16 protein-coding genes and 1 pseudogene are annotated in these 14,806 nt (G+C 44.6%); 11 read left to right on the top strand and 6 right to left on the bottom strand.

The features are described 5' to 3' along the window. The first annotated feature begins 81 nt into the window (after nt 1–81). The 9 genes from NKE59_RS08500 to NKE59_RS08460 all read left to right on the top strand — a co-directional run bounded on the left by NKE59_RS08500 (nt 82) and on the right by NKE59_RS08460 (nt 7,182). Entirely contained in the window at nt 82–648 is a 567-nt protein-coding gene (locus NKE59_RS08500; protein ID WP_353438544.1) for a chalcone isomerase family protein, read from the top strand. A 28-nt stretch (nt 649–676) separates the two neighbouring features. After that, a complete protein-coding gene (locus tag NKE59_RS08495; RefSeq protein WP_353438543.1) occupies nt 677–1,231 on the top strand; it encodes a DUF3833 domain-containing protein in 555 nt (184 codons plus the stop codon). A gap of 11 nt (nt 1,232–1,242) precedes the next feature. Continuing rightward, a complete protein-coding gene (locus NKE59_RS08490; RefSeq protein ID WP_353438542.1) occupies nt 1,243–1,782 on the top strand; it encodes a DUF2878 domain-containing protein in 540 nt (179 codons plus the stop codon). Nucleotides 1,783–1,967: 185 nt separating this feature from the next. After that, nucleotides 1,968–3,062, top strand: a complete 1,095-nt coding sequence (recA, locus tag NKE59_RS08485) for a recombinase RecA (protein ID WP_353438541.1) — start codon at nt 1,968–1,970, stop codon at nt 3,060–3,062. Beyond that, entirely contained in the window at nt 3,062–3,559 is a 498-nt protein-coding gene (gene recX / locus NKE59_RS08480; protein WP_353438539.1) for a recombination regulator RecX, read from the top strand. Before recA ends, recX begins: the two co-directional genes overlap by 1 nt. A gap of 153 nt (nt 3,560–3,712) precedes the next feature. After that, on the top strand, nt 3,713–4,879 hold the full coding sequence (sucC, locus tag NKE59_RS08475; RefSeq protein ID WP_353438538.1) for an ADP-forming succinate--CoA ligase subunit beta: 1,167 nt from the start codon (nt 3,713–3,715) through the stop codon (nt 4,877–4,879). 29 nt (nt 4,880–4,908) lie between these two features. Continuing rightward, nucleotides 4,909–5,802 (top strand): succinate--CoA ligase subunit alpha, encoded by an 894-nt coding sequence (gene sucD, locus NKE59_RS08470; protein WP_353438536.1) that lies wholly within the window; start codon nt 4,909–4,911, stop codon nt 5,800–5,802. 81 nt (nt 5,803–5,883) lie between these two features. Further along, nucleotides 5,884–6,585: a TerC family protein gene (locus NKE59_RS08465; protein ID WP_353438535.1), complete on the top strand. Its 702-nt coding sequence runs from the start codon at nt 5,884–5,886 to the stop codon at nt 6,583–6,585. A 96-nt stretch (nt 6,586–6,681) separates the two neighbouring features. Further along, on the top strand, nt 6,682–7,182 hold the full coding sequence (locus NKE59_RS08460) for a pilin (protein ID WP_353438534.1): 501 nt from the start codon (nt 6,682–6,684) through the stop codon (nt 7,180–7,182). Nucleotides 7,183–7,204: 22 nt separating this feature from the next. On the opposite strand, the pseudogene NKE59_RS08455 reads toward NKE59_RS08460, so the two are convergent. Continuing rightward, a pseudogene (locus NKE59_RS08455) lies at nt 7,205–7,336 on the bottom strand (cyclic pyranopterin monophosphate synthase MoaC); the annotation flags it as partial. Between the two features lie 339 nt (nt 7,337–7,675). Here NKE59_RS08455 and NKE59_RS08450 point away from each other — a divergent pair. Then, nucleotides 7,676–9,859: a tetratricopeptide repeat protein gene (locus NKE59_RS08450; protein WP_353438533.1), complete on the top strand. Its 2,184-nt coding sequence runs from the start codon at nt 7,676–7,678 to the stop codon at nt 9,857–9,859. A gap of 158 nt (nt 9,860–10,017) precedes the next feature. On the opposite strand, the gene moaC is transcribed toward NKE59_RS08450, so the two are convergent. Further along, on the bottom strand, nt 10,018–10,497 hold the full coding sequence (gene moaC, locus NKE59_RS08445) for a cyclic pyranopterin monophosphate synthase MoaC (RefSeq protein WP_353438532.1): 480 nt from the start codon (nt 10,495–10,497) through the stop codon (nt 10,018–10,020). A 29-nt stretch (nt 10,498–10,526) separates the two neighbouring features. Here moaC and NKE59_RS08440 point away from each other — a divergent pair, with 29 nt between their 5' ends. After that, the gene (locus NKE59_RS08440) at nt 10,527–12,173 is read left to right on the top strand and encodes a M48 family metalloprotease (RefSeq protein WP_353438531.1); all 1,647 of its coding nucleotides are present in this window, start codon (nt 10,527–10,529) and stop codon (nt 12,171–12,173) included. On the opposite strand, the gene NKE59_RS08435 is transcribed toward NKE59_RS08440, so the two are convergent. The 4 genes from NKE59_RS08435 to NKE59_RS08420 are packed head-to-tail and all read right to left on the bottom strand — an operon-like array spanning nt 12,170 to nt 14,791. After that, nucleotides 12,170–12,601 carry a nuclear transport factor 2 family protein gene (locus NKE59_RS08435; RefSeq protein ID WP_353438530.1) on the bottom strand — a complete coding sequence of 144 codons (432 nt, stop codon included), beginning with the start codon at nt 12,599–12,601 and terminating at the stop codon, nt 12,170–12,172. The genes NKE59_RS08440 and NKE59_RS08435 overlap by 4 nt on opposite strands. A gap of 21 nt (nt 12,602–12,622) precedes the next feature. After that, nucleotides 12,623–13,639: a lipopolysaccharide heptosyltransferase II gene (waaF, locus tag NKE59_RS08430; protein ID WP_353438529.1), complete on the bottom strand. Its 1,017-nt coding sequence runs from the start codon at nt 13,637–13,639 to the stop codon at nt 12,623–12,625. Nucleotides 13,640–13,667: 28 nt separating this feature from the next. Continuing rightward, entirely contained in the window at nt 13,668–13,865 is a 198-nt protein-coding gene (locus NKE59_RS08425; protein WP_353438528.1) for a zinc-finger domain-containing protein, read from the bottom strand. A 5-nt stretch (nt 13,866–13,870) separates the two neighbouring features. After that, complete coding sequence (locus NKE59_RS08420; protein ID WP_353438527.1) at nt 13,871–14,791, bottom strand: branched-chain amino acid transaminase; 921 nt, start codon at nt 14,789–14,791, stop codon at nt 13,871–13,873. Between the last annotated feature and the right edge of the window lie 15 nt (nt 14,792–14,806).

The raw sequence follows: 14,806 nt of genomic DNA, 5'->3' as shown, positions 1-14,806 counted from the left end.
CGGAGCGGGTTTTTTTATGCTCTTTTGAAGCTTTCGAAGTACTCTCGTGCACCCGTCACAAAACTCCTCTATGCTAAGAGCATGAAATCAAGCCACGCACTCGTGTTGTCTTTACTGATTAGCTTAAGTCCTATGGGCTGGGCGAATTCGCCTGCCGCAGGGAAGTCGCCGGTATACGGCTACTTGGAGACCGCCACGCTTCAAGGTCAGGGGCGTCTGACTTTTTGGGGTTTTGATGTCTACGATGCACGCTATTATGTGGCCGACCCCAAGGGGCAAAATGGCTTTGCCTTAGAGATTCAATATATTCGTTCGTTTAAAGGAAATGATCTTGCCAAGCGCACCATTGATGAGATGAGTCGCCAGGGTGTTTCTGAGAAGCAACGCACGATTTGGTTGCAAGGTTTAGAAAAGATATTTCCGGATATTGCTTCGGGGGATACCTTGATTGGTCTTCATCTTCCCGATAAGGGAACGATGTTCTTACACAATGGCAAAGTGGTTGGAGATATTTCTGGGGATGCCTTTGCGAAAGCTTTTTTTGGGATCTGGCTTGATGAGCGAACCAGCGCCCCTAAATTACGCTCAGCACTGATTGCCACTCGATGCCCGCCCGCATTAATTGCCGCAAATTGCCCGAATCCTTAACAATTTTTTCTCTTAGGTGTTAATCATCATGAATCTCTTGAGCCGGCTTAAAAACATCTTTGTAGTATGTGTGATGGTATTGGGTGTGGCATCGTGTTCTGGCCCAACGGTGCAGATGTATGCCAAGGAAAAGCCCCAGCTCGATTTGGCCACGTACTTTAACGGCGATATCGATGCCTACGGGATCTTTACAAACCGCAGTGGTGAGGTGGTGAAACGTTTTAAGGTGGTGATCAAGGCGAAGTGGGAAACCAAAGATGGTAAGCGTGTTGGTGTGTTGGATGAAGACTTTACCTATTCGGATGGGACAAAGCAAAAACGTATTTGGACCTTAACTGAACTTGCTCCAGGGAAATATTCTGGAACTGCCAGCGATGTGATTGGCGAGGCAGTCGGCGAAATGGCAGGGAATGCACTCAATTGGAGATATACCCTCGCTCTGCCGGTCGACGGCACAATCTATCACGTCCAGTTCAATGATTGGATGTATCTGATGGACGATAAGGTCATGCTTAATAAGGCAGCGATGACTAAGTTTGGAATCTACCTTGGCGAAGTGACCTTGGCTTTTTATAAGCGCTAGAGACTGGCATCGTGACCTTAGTAATTTCTAGAGAGGTGTGGCGCAAGATTTGGAATTTTGTTTTATTCCAAGCCGCCTGGTTTGCTTGCATCTTGGGGGCAGCGCATCAGCAGATTTGGATTGCGATTGGTGTTTCTGCAGTTTGTATTGGTATTTATCTTTGGCTTCACGCCAATGCGGTATCTGAACACAAATTTTTACTCAAGGCTCTAATCTATGGTTTAGTCGTGGATACCCTATTGCTTCAATTGGGTTGGATACAGTTTGAGTCTCCTTTGCCCTGGATTGGGATATCACCAATTTGGATGTGGGCTCTTTGGTTGGTTTTTGCCACCACCCTCAAAGAATCGATGTCTTGGTTACAGGGTAAATGGGCCTTGTCAGCCGTATTAGGGGCGATAGCTGGCCCACTTTGCTACGAGGCGGGGGTCCGCCTAGGTGCGGCTCAGTGGCCAAACTCGGATATACAGGTCTTTGGCCTTATCTACCTTGCACTTGCTTGGGCGTGTGCAATGCCATTACTTTTCTATTTCAGCCAAAAAGATCATTAATATCTATATAAATCAAATACTTATAAGTTTATAGGTGCTTACTTACAAATTAATATGTAGATACTGATGCTGAAATGTTCTAGAGGGGCTTGCAAATAGTACTGTTTTTATATACAGTAAACATACAGTAACGATTAACAGACCTAAATACAGCAAAACACCGTACAGAATAGAAAAGGACAGCCATGAACGACAAGAAAAAATCAGCCTCATCCGAATTTGAAGGAATGAGTGGAGACAAGCAAAAAGCATTAACGGCTGCCTTAGCGCAAATTGAAAAACAATTTGGTAAAGGCTCGATCATGCGTCTGGGTGATGCAGAGATCAATCAGGACATACAGGTGGTATCGAGCGGTTCTCTCGGTTTAGATATTGCATTAGGTGTTGGCGGCCTGGCACGCGGACGAGTGATTGAAATCTACGGACCAGAATCATCCGGTAAAACGACGCTCACTTTGCATGCAGTTGCAGAGATGCAAAAACTGGGTGGCACTTGTGCGTTCATCGATGCAGAGCATGCATTGGATGTGCAATATGCAGCCAAACTCGGCGTCGATGTCAATAATTTATTAATCTCCCAACCAGATACGGGTGAACAAGCATTGGAAATTGCTGATGCGTTAGTTCGCTCTGGCTCAATTGATCTCATTGTGATTGACTCAGTGGCTGCATTAGTACCGAGGGCAGAGATTGAAGGTGATATGGGCGACTCATTGCCAGGCTTGCAAGCTCGCTTAATGAGTCAGGCTCTACGTAAATTAACCGGTACGATTAAGCGAACCAATTCTATGGTGATCTTCATCAATCAAATTCGGATGAAGATTGGCGTGATGTTTGGGTCTCCAGAAACAACTACTGGCGGTAATGCCCTGAAGTTCTACGCCACGATGCGATTGGATATCCGCCGCATTGGCAGTATTAAGAAGGGCGATGAAGTCGTTGGCAACGAAACACGCGTGAAAGTGGCGAAGAACAAAGTATCGCCACCATTCCGCGAAGCCATTTTTGACATCATGTATGGCCAAGGAATTTCACGTGAGGGTGAAATCATTGATATGGGCGTAGAAGCCGATATCGTCGAGAAGTCGGGTGCTTGGTATAGCTATGGCGGAGAGCGCATTGGGCAAGGTAAAGATAATGCCCGTGAGTTTTTGAAAGAAAACCCTGAGATGGCTAAAGAGATTGAGGCAAAGATCCGTGAGAAGTTGGGTGTTAAAAACGGTGGCTCCTTGATTAGCGAAACACTCGATGATGAGGAGATGGAATCTGCGGACGCTTAATGCAGGCTCCAAGTAAATCGTCTAAACAAAGCCCGAGTCTCAAAGCTCGGGCTTTGCGTCTTTTATCTCGACGTGAATACAGTCGCAAGGAGCTAGCGAGTAAATTACTGCAGCTAACACAGCAGAATATAGAAGAGCCACCCATCGACTTAGAGCTACAAATTGAAGCAGTGTTGACTGACTTTGAAGCAAGGGGATGGCTAAGTGACGAGCGTTTTGCGCAAGCTTTAGTGCGTCGTCGAAGTGAGCGCTATGGGATTCGACGCGTCGCAGATGAGCTGCAAAGAGCAGGGGTTGAGGCGGGCCTTATTACCCAATTAACGGGCGAGCTCAAAGAGTCTGAATACGACCGCGCCAAGTCCTTATGGACCCGTAAATTTGGTCAAATTGCGATTGAACAAACGGAGCGGGCGCGTCAGTACCGCTTTCTTATTTCTAAGGGATTTAGCCCTGACCTTGTGGCCAAGGTGATTGGCGGACGCAAAGCATCCATTTAGCCGAATTAAGGCTTGAAAATGTTAGACTTATGGGTCTTTTGCAGGCGTTCTAAGCCCCGTTTTGCCTTGATTTGGGTCAATAGCCCTAAAAGCTTCATCAGGGAAAATAGCTTTCACGCTGGCGTTGAAAACTAATCATTTCCAGGAGCTGTTATGAAGATTCATGAGTACCAAGGCAAGGAAATTCTGCGCCAATTTAATGTACCTGTGCCAAATGGTATTCCGGCGTTTAGCGTCGATGAAGCCCTAAAGGCGGCTGAGAAATTGGGCGGCCCTGTCTGGGTTGTCAAAGCCCAAATTCATGCAGGTGGTCGCGGTAAGGGCGGCGGCGTGAAGTTAGCCAGAAGTATGGAAGAGGTAAAAAGCTACGCCTCTTCAATCTTGGGAATGCAATTAAAGACCCATCAAACGGGACCCGAAGGACAAAAGGTTCGTCGGCTCTTAATTGAGGATGGTGCTGATATTAAAAAAGAGTATTACCTTGGAATCTTGACCGATCGCGGTACCCAAAAAGTGGTGCTGATGGCTTCTAGCGAAGGCGGCATGGATATTGAAGAGGTTGCTGCAAAAACCCCTGAAAAGATTATTAAAGTATTTGTGGATCCACTAATTGGTTTAAGTGATGCACAGTGCGATCAGTTAAGTAAAGGGATTGGTGTTCCTGAGGCATCCCAAGGTAAGGCTCGTGAGGTGTTCAAGAATCTTTATAAAACTTACTGGGATACCGACGCATCTCTTGTCGAGATCAATCCCCTCATCTTAGAAGGTAATGGCAATATCAAAGCACTTGATGCCAAATTTAACTTTGACTCGAATGCGCTGTATCGCCATCCTGAGATCGTTACCTACCGTGATGAAGACGAGGAAGATCCTGCGGAGATTGAGGCATCAAAATTTGATCTAGCTTACATCTCCTTAGATGGCAATATTGGTTGTTTGGTCAATGGCGCTGGTTTAGCAATGGCAACAATGGATACCATTAAATTGTTTGGTGGTCAGCCTGCAAATTTCTTAGATGTTGGTGGCGGTGCTACTGCGGAGAAGGTAACCGAGGCATTTAAGATCATGCTCAAAAATAAGAGCGTCAAGGCTATCCTCGTAAACATCTTTGGCGGCATTATGCGTTGTGATGTGATTGCAGAAGGTGTAGTGACTGCATGTAAAGCAGTAAACCTATCGGTACCTTTGGTCGTGCGAATGAAGGGAACTAATGAGGAGTTAGGCAAAAAGATTTTGGCGGACTCTGGATTGCCAATCATCAGCGCCGACTCTATGGCCGAAGCAGCTACAAAAGTAGTTGCTGCAACCCAAGGTAAATAAGCCATCACACCCAATTAGAGGAATACATTATGTCGATCTTGATTAATAAAAATACGAAAGTCATTACCCAAGGCATTACGGGGAAGACCGGACAGTTCCATACTGAGAAATGCCAAGAGTATGCGAATGGCAAAAATTGTTTTGTTGCTGGCGTTAATCCCAAAAAAGCAGGCGAGTCTGTTTTTGGAATCTCAATTTTTGGCACAGTAAAAGAAGCCGCTAAAGAAACAGGTGCAACGGTATCCGTTATCTACGTACCACCCCCAGGAGCTGCCGCAGCAATTTGGGAAGCAGTTGAAGCCGACTTAGATTTTGTGATTTGTATAACCGAGGGTATTCCTGTTCGCGATATGTTGGAAGTGCGTAATAAGATGCAGCAAAAGGAAGCCAAGGGTGGCAAGAAGACTTTATTACTGGGCCCAAACTGCCCAGGACTTATTACCCCCGATGAAATTAAGATTGGGATCATGCCAGGCCATATTCATCGTAAAGGCCGCATTGGCGTTGTCAGTCGCTCAGGCACCTTGACCTATGAAGCCGTAGGCCAACTTTCTGCAATTGGTTTGGGTCAATCAACCGCTGTAGGAATTGGTGGTGATCCCATCAATGGTCTTAAGCACATTGACGTAATGAGAATGTTTAATGATGACCCTGATACAGATGCGGTCATCATGATTGGTGAGATTGGCGGACCCGATGAGGTCGAAGCTGCACGCTGGTGCAAGGCTAATATGAAAAAACCCATCATAGGCTTTATTGCAGGGGTAACCGCACCTCCAGGAAAGCGTATGGGTCATGCAGGGGCATTGATTTCAGGTGGCGCTGATACGGCAGACGCAAAACTAGCGGTCATGGAGGAGTGTGGATTTAAGGTCACTAAAAACCCCTCTGAGATGGCGAGTTTACTTAAAGCAATGATTTAATTTAAGAATTCAGTTTTAATGGCAGGCATTGTTCTATATAAAAGTGTTTTGGGTCAATATCAATAACAAATAGAGGAAGACATGGAATTTTTAGCAATGATTGACTGGTCTGTGGTGATCCAAATCATCATCATTGATCTTCTTTTGGGCGGCGATAATGCCGTAGTGATTGCGCTAGCCTGCCGCAACTTGCATCCCAATCAAAGAAAGAAGGGCATTATTTGGGGAACTGCCGGCGCGATTATCTTACGCGTCATCCTAGTTGCTTTTGCAGTCACTTTATTACAAATACCGTTCTTGAAATTAGTTGGTGGCGCATTACTGTTATGGATTGGCTACAAACTCATGGTGCAGCACGATGAAGAAGAGCACAATCTTGATGCACCAGACAAACTCTTTGCTGCTATTAAAACTATCATCATTGCGGATATCGTAATGAGTCTAGACAACGTACTTGCAATTGCAGGTGCAGCGGGTCAAGTTGATAATGCAGCCCATCAAGTGGGCTATGTGATCTTTGGTTTGATCGTCTCGGTTCCCATTATTGTTGCTGGTAGCAAGGTTGTTCTATACCTTATCGATCGTTTCCCACTCATTGTGACTGCTGGTGCGGGTCTCTTGGGTTGGATTGCGGGTGGCATGATGATGACCGACCCTGCGCTTATTAAGCAATTTGGTGAAGGCTTGGCGGATTACGCCACCATTGCTGGTATTGCTGGTGCGATTGGAGTGATGGCTGTTGGTGAATTGGTGAAGCGTAGCAGTAAAAAAGTTAGCACTTAATTGACTGACAGCAAAATCAGATACTAATTACAACAAACCACCCCTCTGTAATGAGTTTTTATCTGATGATAGAGGCTCATTAAGGAGGGGATTTTTATGCTTAAAAATAATAAAGATATAAATCAAAAAGGTTTTACTTTAATTGAAGTGATGGTAGTCGTTGCCATCATTGGTATCTTGGTTGCGGTTGCAGTGCCTCAGTATCAGGATTACATAGCCCGTGGCAGAGTGGTTGAGGGCTTAAATTTAGCTTCTAGTGCCAAATTAGCAGTAGCCGAAGCCTACGCGACTAAGGGCCCTTCACCGATGGATCGAGCGACTCAAGAGGCTTTCTCATTTACGGCAACACGCAGTGTCAAAGAGATTGAGATCCTTGCAAACGGGGCGATTGCTATTGATTACCAAACTACTGTTGCCCCAGATGGTAAAAATAGTTTGATATTGATCCCCACCAATGAACCGGACGTTGCATCTCCACGGGCAATAGACTTATCACAAAGTGGTGTTACAAGCTGGTCTGGGGGTTGGTCGTGTCGTTCGGAGCAAACCAGTCTTTCAGCAAAATTGCTTCCTGCAGAATGCAGGGCTGGTAAATAAGGTAGGGAAGGCGAGCTTTTAATTAACTCGCCTTCCACTCTCCAGACTTACCGCCACTCTTCTCAAAGGGCTTGACATGCCCCATCACCATGCCACGGCCTACCGCTTTGCACATATCGTAGATTGTGAGGGGAGCAACTTGGACTGCGGAGAGAAAACCCGCTAAAAAAGAAAAACTAAAAGATCATAAAACCAAACACCGTCAAATTAATTAATTAATAAATAAAAAAATGGAAAAAAGGCAAGAAAAAGACAACAAGAGCCTCATAATTGCAAAATATATTCATGGTAGATTGGCTAGTGAGGTCTCATGAATATAATAACTAAAGACAGGTGCCCTTTATGATTTTCTAGAAGCTGACTCACCTGCCGCATTCTCACCATCCAGCCTATCTATGCCCAGTATTTATCTTAAATAATTTAATATTTTTTAAAGTGGTGGTAACAGTTGGATTTTTGCTAAAGCTCTACATATATATTTAGAATATAAATTATGAATCCTCAACTACAAATTATGCTTTCCCAAGCAATACAGGCTTTTGAGACTGGTAATTTCGAGCGGGCTGAATCGATTATAAAAAAGATCTTGAAGGTAGATCCAAAAAACTACTCTGCATTGAGTATTTTCGGATTAATTAGAGTTACACAAGCAAATTATAAAGAAGCATCTGATTATTTAAAGAAAGCTACAAGCATTCAACCAAATGATGCTGCTATTCAATATAACTTAGCTAAAAGTTTGCATGACTTAGGCAATCTTTGGGATTCGATACCTCATCACAAAAAAGCAGTAGAACTAGCTCCAAAAAATCCAAGAGCTTGGCTTAGTTATGGAAAAACGTTATTAGATTTAAGTCAATATTTACAAGCCTTGGATTGTTTTGATGAGGCACTAAAACTGACACCAGATTATGTTGAGGCGCTGATCAATAAGGGCATTGCATTGCATCAAATTCAGCGTTATGCAGAGGCAATTACACACTTCGATATAGCCATAAGTCTAAAGCCTGACTTTGCAGAAATCTGGTCAAATAAAGGAAATACTCTATATGAAATCAAACAATATGATGAGGCAATTGAACACTTTACTAATGCTTTAAGTCTAAAGCCCGACTTTGCCGAGGGTTGGTCGAACAAAGGAAATGCCTTATATGAAACCAAACGCTATGATGAAGCAATTACAAACCACGATAAGGCTTTAAGTTTAAAGCCGAATTATGCAGAGGGTTGGTATAACAAAGGAGTCACACTAAATGCGCTTAAACGCTACGACGAGGTAATTTCTTGCTTCGATAAGGCACTCACTTTAAAGAATGATATTGAATGGGTCTTTGGTGATTTACTCCATACTAAAATGAAAATATGTGATTGGTCGCATTTTAATGATGATTTTGATGAGCTTTCTAATAGCGTAATGACCAATAAAAGAGTTTTAAGACCATTTCCTGCCCTTGGTTTTACTGATAATACTTTATTTCATAAAAAAGCTGCTGAAATTTATACTTTATCCAAATATCCACATAACGATATTTTAGGTCTAAACCATAAATACTCCCAAAAAGAGAAAATCCGAGTTGGATATTTTTCTGGCGATTTTAGAGAGCATCCTGTTGCATTCTTAACCGCAGAACTATTTGAGCTACACGATAAAAATAGATTTGAAATTGTTGCCTTTTCTTTTGGTGTCGACAGTCAAACTCTACTGCGTTCACGCTTAGAACAGGCTTTCGATCTATTTATAGATGTAAAAACAAAGTCTGATCAGCAAATTGCCCAACTTTCGAGACACTTAGAAATTGATATTGCAGTTGATTTAGGTGGGCATACCGATAGCGCTCGAGTAGGTATTTTTGCTTGTAGAGCGGCCCCTATTCAGTTAAGTTATATTGGGTATTTAGGAACAATAGGCGCTGAGTATTACGATTATTTGGTAGCAGATAAAACCATAATTCCTAGTGGGTTTGACCATTTCTATGCAGAAAAAATTGTACGTCTGCCAAACTACCAAGCAAATGATCGAAAACGTGCTATCTCCGATAAGAAATTTACACGTACAGGATTTGGGCTTCCCAGCGCGGGAATTATTTTTTGCTGCTTTAATAATAACTACAAGTTTTTGCCCGCTACCTTTGATAGCTGGATGCATATTTTGAAGGCGGTGGATGGTAGTATACTTTTTCTTTATGCTGATAGTAAGTGGTCAAAAGCTAATCTTATAAAGGAAGCAAGAGTCAGAGGTGTTGATTGTTCTAGATTAGTCTTTGGTGAGCATATTTCTTATAGTGAATATCTGACTCGCTATCAAGTTTGCGATTTATTTTTAGATACTTTTCCGTATAACGCTGGAACAACTGCTAGTGATGCCCTATGGACTGGACTACCAGTATTAACGCTCATGGGTCAGTCGTTCGCCAGTCGGGTAGCAGCGAGTCTTTTGAATGCGATTGACTTACCTGAGCTCATTACAACGAATCAAGAGCAGTATGAAGCCTTAGCAATTGAGTTAGCCACGAATCCTCAGAAACTTGCAAAGATTAAATTGAAGCTGGCTAACAATCGCTTGACTACCCCCTTATTTGATACACCGCTTTTTACTAAAAATCTTGAAGCAGCCTATATCCAGATGTATGACCGATATCAAGCTGGTTTAGAGCCAGATCATATCTCTATTATTTAGTTAGTAAGTGCTTAAAATTACTTGTTGCCCTTTGTGGGTAATGCGGGTTTGCTTCTTGTAGCCTTGGTTTCAAAAAGTTACTATTTACCTATTTCTTGGTAGGTCAGGATTGCGCCAAAATTTTTTATTGCCCCTGTTATTGCTATATATACTTTTGGTTACTTACTCGCCTTCCACTCTCCAGATTTACCACCGCTCTTTTCTAGTAATTTAATATCACTCATGACCATGCCACGATCGACTGCTTTGCACATATCGTAGATTGTGAGGAGAGCAACTTGGACTGCTGTGAGGGCTTCCATTTCTACGCCGGTCTGCCCAGTTGTTTCTGCCCTCACTGTGCATCGAATGATGTTGGTTGTAGGCGTGGACTCAAATTCTACGCTGACATGCGTTAGGGCAAGAGGGTGGCAGAGGGGGATCAAATCGGAGGTCTTCTTGGAGGCCTGAATGCCTGCAATTCGGGCTATTCCAAGGACATCCCCTTTTTTATGACCGCCTGCCTGAATAAGCTCATAGGTGGTAGGATGCATTTGAATGCAACCACTAGCAATGGCTATTCGGTGGGTGGAGGCTTTATCGCCAACGTTTACCATGTGGGCTTGTCCACTGGAATCAAAGTGCGTCAGTTTGTTCATAGCTAAGGTTTTACCATAGAGGGATGGGTATGCAATTGAAACGTATTTTGGCACTTCACTTAAGTTTAATCTTGAGTGCTCCCTCTTTTGCCCAACAGAGCGGAGTTTCCGTTCAACAAGACTCAGCCGCTCAGCAAAACTTGGGGCGCGTCGTCCAGTCACCTGAGGCCCGCTCCCCCAATTTACCAACCCGTAATACCCTGCAATCTCAACCCACACTTATATTGCCTGATATGGGTGATCCGGGTGGAGATGCGCTCAGCCCTTTGGATGAGCGTAAGATCGGCGAGCAAATCATGCGCGAGATTCGGCGTGATCGGGATTTCTCAAATGATTGGCCAATCTACGACTACCTTAATCAAATGGAGCGCCGCTTAATGCAAGCTGCCAAACGATTGCAATTGGGCGGCGCCAACGCTCAGGGGAGTGCTGCGTATGACTATGAGGTTTTTGCAATCAAAGATCCATCGATTAATGCCTTTGCGTTACCTGGTGGGTTTATTGGCTTTCATACGGGTTTGTTAATTACTGCAGAGACCGACTCTGAGGTAGCTTCTGTGATGGGGCATGAGATCGGACACGTTTTACAACGCCACATCGCTCGGTCTCTAGAGCGTCAGGGCACAAATTCAATTATTGCCTTGGCAGGTATTGTTCTTGGTGCATTGGCTGCCGCAAGTAATCCAAGTGCTGCTGCTGGATTAATTACTGGGGGTCAAGCCTTGGCGATTCAAAATCAACTCTCATACTCACGCGATGCAGAACGCGAATCCGATCGTATTGGTTTTCAGATACTTCAGGCTAGTGGTTATGATGTAAATGGTGCCCCAGCATTTTTTCAGCGCCTGCAAAAATTCTACGGCGTCATGGATAGCGGCGTACCTGCATACGTACGTACACATCCACTAACGATCGACCGCATTGCAGATATGCAAGATCGTGCTCGCACAGTTCAACAAAGTCGGGTTCCCAGTACCTTGGAGTTTTACTTAGTTAAAGCGCGGGCGCGGGTTGAGCAAAGTGATAGCTCAAGTGGTTTGTTTGACCTACGCAATGTGTTTGAGAGTTATTCCAAGCAAGCTGCCCCTGAGAAGCAAATGGAGGGCTTTTATGGCTTAGCGTTGGTTGCCCAGAAACAGGGTCGTCTTGAGCAGGCGGAGGGTTTTTTACAAAAGGCGCGCGCTGTAGCGCAGAATGTACTCGCACCAGGTTCTCCAGTGCAGCGTCAAAGCCTATCCTTTGATTACACTGCCTCAGAATTGGCCTTGGCGAGAGGAAAGGCAGAAGATGCTTTGCAGTTTGCACAAAATGCTGCTAAAGCTGATCCATATTCTTTTTCTGCAGTTGTAGCTATGGTTAAGGCAGAGCTCAAATTAGGTCGAACGAATGATGCGATCACACTTCTTCGTGCTAAAACAAAAGCTCAACCCAATGAAACAATTTGGTGGGAGTTATTAGCAAGTGCTTATGACCAAGATAAAAAGATCGGTCTACGGCATTACGCTCTTGCTGAAAAGTTTGCTACCGAGGGTGCCTGGCCATCTGCTATTGAGCAGTTAAAAATTGCACGTGCCGCTGCTGGAACTGACTTTTACTTAGGCTCAGTGATTGATGCCCGCTTACGAGCGTTTCAGAATCAATACCGCGAAGAACAAAACGAGAAAAGAAAAAGCTAGTGCAGTTCGTGTTGATCGTTCGGAAACTCAAAATCATCATCGTGTGAGCGGCTGGCATGTAAATGTGCAATTCGCCAGCCCTTACCGTCTTGCATTAGAACCAAAGTAATATTGATCAAGAAATCTGCTTCAATTTGATTGTTCTCAAAATAGACTGCTTCGGTGGAATCAAAGATAGCCGCACCCATAGTGATATGTTCAATACAGGCAATGGGTTCTAGATAGAGTGGTTTACTCAACATCCGTTCTATACCCGAGCGGATTTCAGCATGTCCACTGAGTCGATTGCCTTCAGGTAGCACACAGGTAATCGAATCATCATCCAGCCAGAGCGCTAAGGCCCCCTCAACATCGGCTTGGCGCAAGGTCTCGCGCCACGCATCAACAACGTCGTCTGGGTTTTGAAAAAGTCTGGCAAAACGTGGCATAAGGATCTCTGGCTGGTTAAGCTACAGCATAGTGTAGACCTGCTCAGCCTCAATTTTAGTTAAACAATCAAGATGCCCTAAGGGGCAGTTTCGTTGGTAGCAAGGACTGCAGGCTAAGCCAAGCCAAACAACCTTCGCTTGCTTGGATAGGGGTGGCGTATGCTTAGGATTACTAGACCCAAAGATTGCAATTTGTGGAATCGCTAGAGCTGCAGCAATGTGCATAAGCCCCGAGTCGTTGCTAATGATTTGTTTGCATTGTGCAATCACTGCCATTGCTTCTTCAAGACTAATCACTCCACACCAATTATGGATCCGCTCTATTGGCTTGGTATGGTCTTGGATTTCTTGGGCGAGCGAGTAGTCTGCTTTACTCCCCAAAATAACGATCTGGGCATCTGTATCCTTACCTAATATTTTTGTCGCCAGCTCGGCAAAGTGTGAGCTTGGCCAGCGCTTTGCAGGACCATATTCCGCTCCAGGTGCAAACACATATAGAGTTCTCGTGTCCAATGCATCGATACGCGCTTTCACTTCCTGAACACCTTCATCGGCAATAGAAAGTTTGGGTTGTGATGTATGGTCAAAGGATGGAGATGAGTTTTCTGAAATGTTTAGTAATTGGCCGTAATGCTCCACCATCGGTGTGCGTGCCTGACGTGATGGGTTAGCGAGAACATGATTAATAAAGCCGAAGCGAAGTTCGCCCCGATAGCCAATACGAATTGGGATACCAGCGAGCCAAGGAATTAAGGCAGACTTAAAACTATTGGGTAGGACAAACGCTCTGTTGTATGCGTTCGCTTTAATTTGCTTAGCAATGGAGCGACGTAGATCCCATTGCAAAATGCCATGCTGAAAATCAACCTCGATGACCTTCGTAATCTCCTTGCAAGCTCGATAGATAGGAGCAACCCAAGGCGTGCAAAGAACATCAATCGTTTGTGAAGCATTTGTTTGTTTGAGACCAGCGAGTAAAGGCTGCGACATAACCGCATCACCAATCCATTGAGGGGCAATGATGAGGGTACGTTGCATAGAAAAAGCCCTCCATGGAGGGCTGTTATTAATGGCCGTGAGGCTCGGTACCAGGGATGAGTCGGTATATCGTGCCGCAATATGGGCAGCGTACCACGCCAGTTTCTAAAACATCTAGAAAGACGCGTGGGTGATAGTTCCACGAAGGAGTATCTTTGGTAGGGCAATGGAGTGGCAAATCATTGCCATGAATCATCACCGCATTTAGTTCCTTGAGTTCGCTCATCTTAACTAGACAGGACTTAACCACTCACGGTAGCGATCATTTTTGCCATATACCGTGTCGAAGAATACATCTTGGATTTGTTTGGTGATCGGACCGCGCGTACCGTCGCCAATGGTGCGATCATCAAGCTCACGAATTGGGGTAACCTCTGCAGCCGTTCCGGTGAAGAAAGCCTCATCTGCTGAATACACCTCATCTCGCGTGATACGTTTCTCGCGTACCTCAAAGCCTAAATCTTTTGCAATCCGAATAATCGAATCACGGGTAATGCCGTCAAGACAGGATGCGAGATCTGGAGTAAAGACAATACCATTACGAACCATGAACATATTTTCACCAGAACCCTCAGACACATAGCCTTCGGTGTCTAAGAGCAATGCTTCATCGTAACCGTTCGCAGCGACTTCTTGATGAGCAAGAATGGAGTTGATGTAATAGCCTGAGGCTTTTGCTCTCACCAAGGAGGAGTTAACAAAATGACGGGTGAAGGAAGAGGTCTTGACCCGAATCCCTTTATTGAGACCGTCTTCACCCAAATAAGCACCCCATTGCCAAGCGGCGATGGCTGTATGAGTTGAGTTCCCCGTCGGGGAGATGCCAAGCTTTTGTGAGCCGATAAAAATAATAGGACGAATATAGCAAGATGCTAATTTGTTATCACGCACGACCTGAGTGATTGCTTGGGCAATCTGTTCTTCGGTGTAAGGTATTTTCATCTGAAAAATTTTCAGACCATTAAAAAGACGCTTGACGTGTTCTGTGAGGCGAAAGATGGCGGTACCATCTTGCGTTTTGTATGCTCGGATTCCTTCAAACACGCCCATGCCGTAGTGCAGGCTATGGGTTAGTACGTGAACATTGGCATCTCTCCAGGGGACGAGCTTGCCATCAAACCAAATAACTCCATCACGGTCAGACATCGACATCTTTAGCACCTTTTA

Source organism: Polynucleobacter sp. UK-FUSCHL-C3, assembly GCF_040409815.1.
Classification (GTDB): domain Bacteria; phylum Pseudomonadota; class Gammaproteobacteria; order Burkholderiales; family Burkholderiaceae; genus Polynucleobacter.
This window is presented reverse-complemented; position numbering and strand designations above follow the sequence as displayed.

What these genes read in the sequence shown, in the direction of transcription:
- NKE59_RS08460 (WP_353438534.1), top strand. Translation starts at nt 6,682, where the DNA reads ATGCTTAAAAATAATAAAGATATAAATCAAAAAGGTTTTACTTTAATT.
- recA (WP_353438541.1), top strand. Translation starts at nt 1,968, where the DNA reads ATGAACGACAAGAAAAAATCAGCCTCATCCGAATTTGAAGGAATGAGT.
- NKE59_RS08435 (WP_353438530.1), bottom strand. Translation starts at nt 12,601, where the DNA reads ATGCCACGTTTTGCCAGACTTTTTCAAAACCCAGACGACGTTGTTGAT.
- NKE59_RS08500 (WP_353438544.1), top strand. Translation starts at nt 82, where the DNA reads ATGAAATCAAGCCACGCACTCGTGTTGTCTTTACTGATTAGCTTAAGT.
- NKE59_RS08425 (WP_353438528.1), bottom strand. Translation starts at nt 13,865, where the DNA reads ATGAGCGAACTCAAGGAACTAAATGCGGTGATGATTCATGGCAATGAT.
- NKE59_RS08465 (WP_353438535.1), top strand. Translation starts at nt 5,884, where the DNA reads ATGGAATTTTTAGCAATGATTGACTGGTCTGTGGTGATCCAAATCATC.
- NKE59_RS08450 (WP_353438533.1), top strand. Translation starts at nt 7,676, where the DNA reads ATGAATCCTCAACTACAAATTATGCTTTCCCAAGCAATACAGGCTTTT.
- sucD (WP_353438536.1), top strand. Translation starts at nt 4,909, where the DNA reads ATGTCGATCTTGATTAATAAAAATACGAAAGTCATTACCCAAGGCATT.
- NKE59_RS08440 (WP_353438531.1), top strand. Translation starts at nt 10,527, where the DNA reads ATGCAATTGAAACGTATTTTGGCACTTCACTTAAGTTTAATCTTGAGT.
- waaF (WP_353438529.1), bottom strand. Translation starts at nt 13,639, where the DNA reads ATGCAACGTACCCTCATCATTGCCCCTCAATGGATTGGTGATGCGGTT.
- NKE59_RS08420 (WP_353438527.1), bottom strand. Translation starts at nt 14,791, where the DNA reads ATGTCGATGTCTGACCGTGATGGAGTTATTTGGTTTGATGGCAAGCTC.
- moaC (WP_353438532.1), bottom strand. Translation starts at nt 10,497, where the DNA reads ATGAACAAACTGACGCACTTTGATTCCAGTGGACAAGCCCACATGGTA.
- sucC (WP_353438538.1), top strand. Translation starts at nt 3,713, where the DNA reads ATGAAGATTCATGAGTACCAAGGCAAGGAAATTCTGCGCCAATTTAAT.
- recX (WP_353438539.1), top strand. Translation starts at nt 3,062, where the DNA reads ATGCAGGCTCCAAGTAAATCGTCTAAACAAAGCCCGAGTCTCAAAGCT.
- NKE59_RS08495 (WP_353438543.1), top strand. Translation starts at nt 677, where the DNA reads ATGAATCTCTTGAGCCGGCTTAAAAACATCTTTGTAGTATGTGTGATG.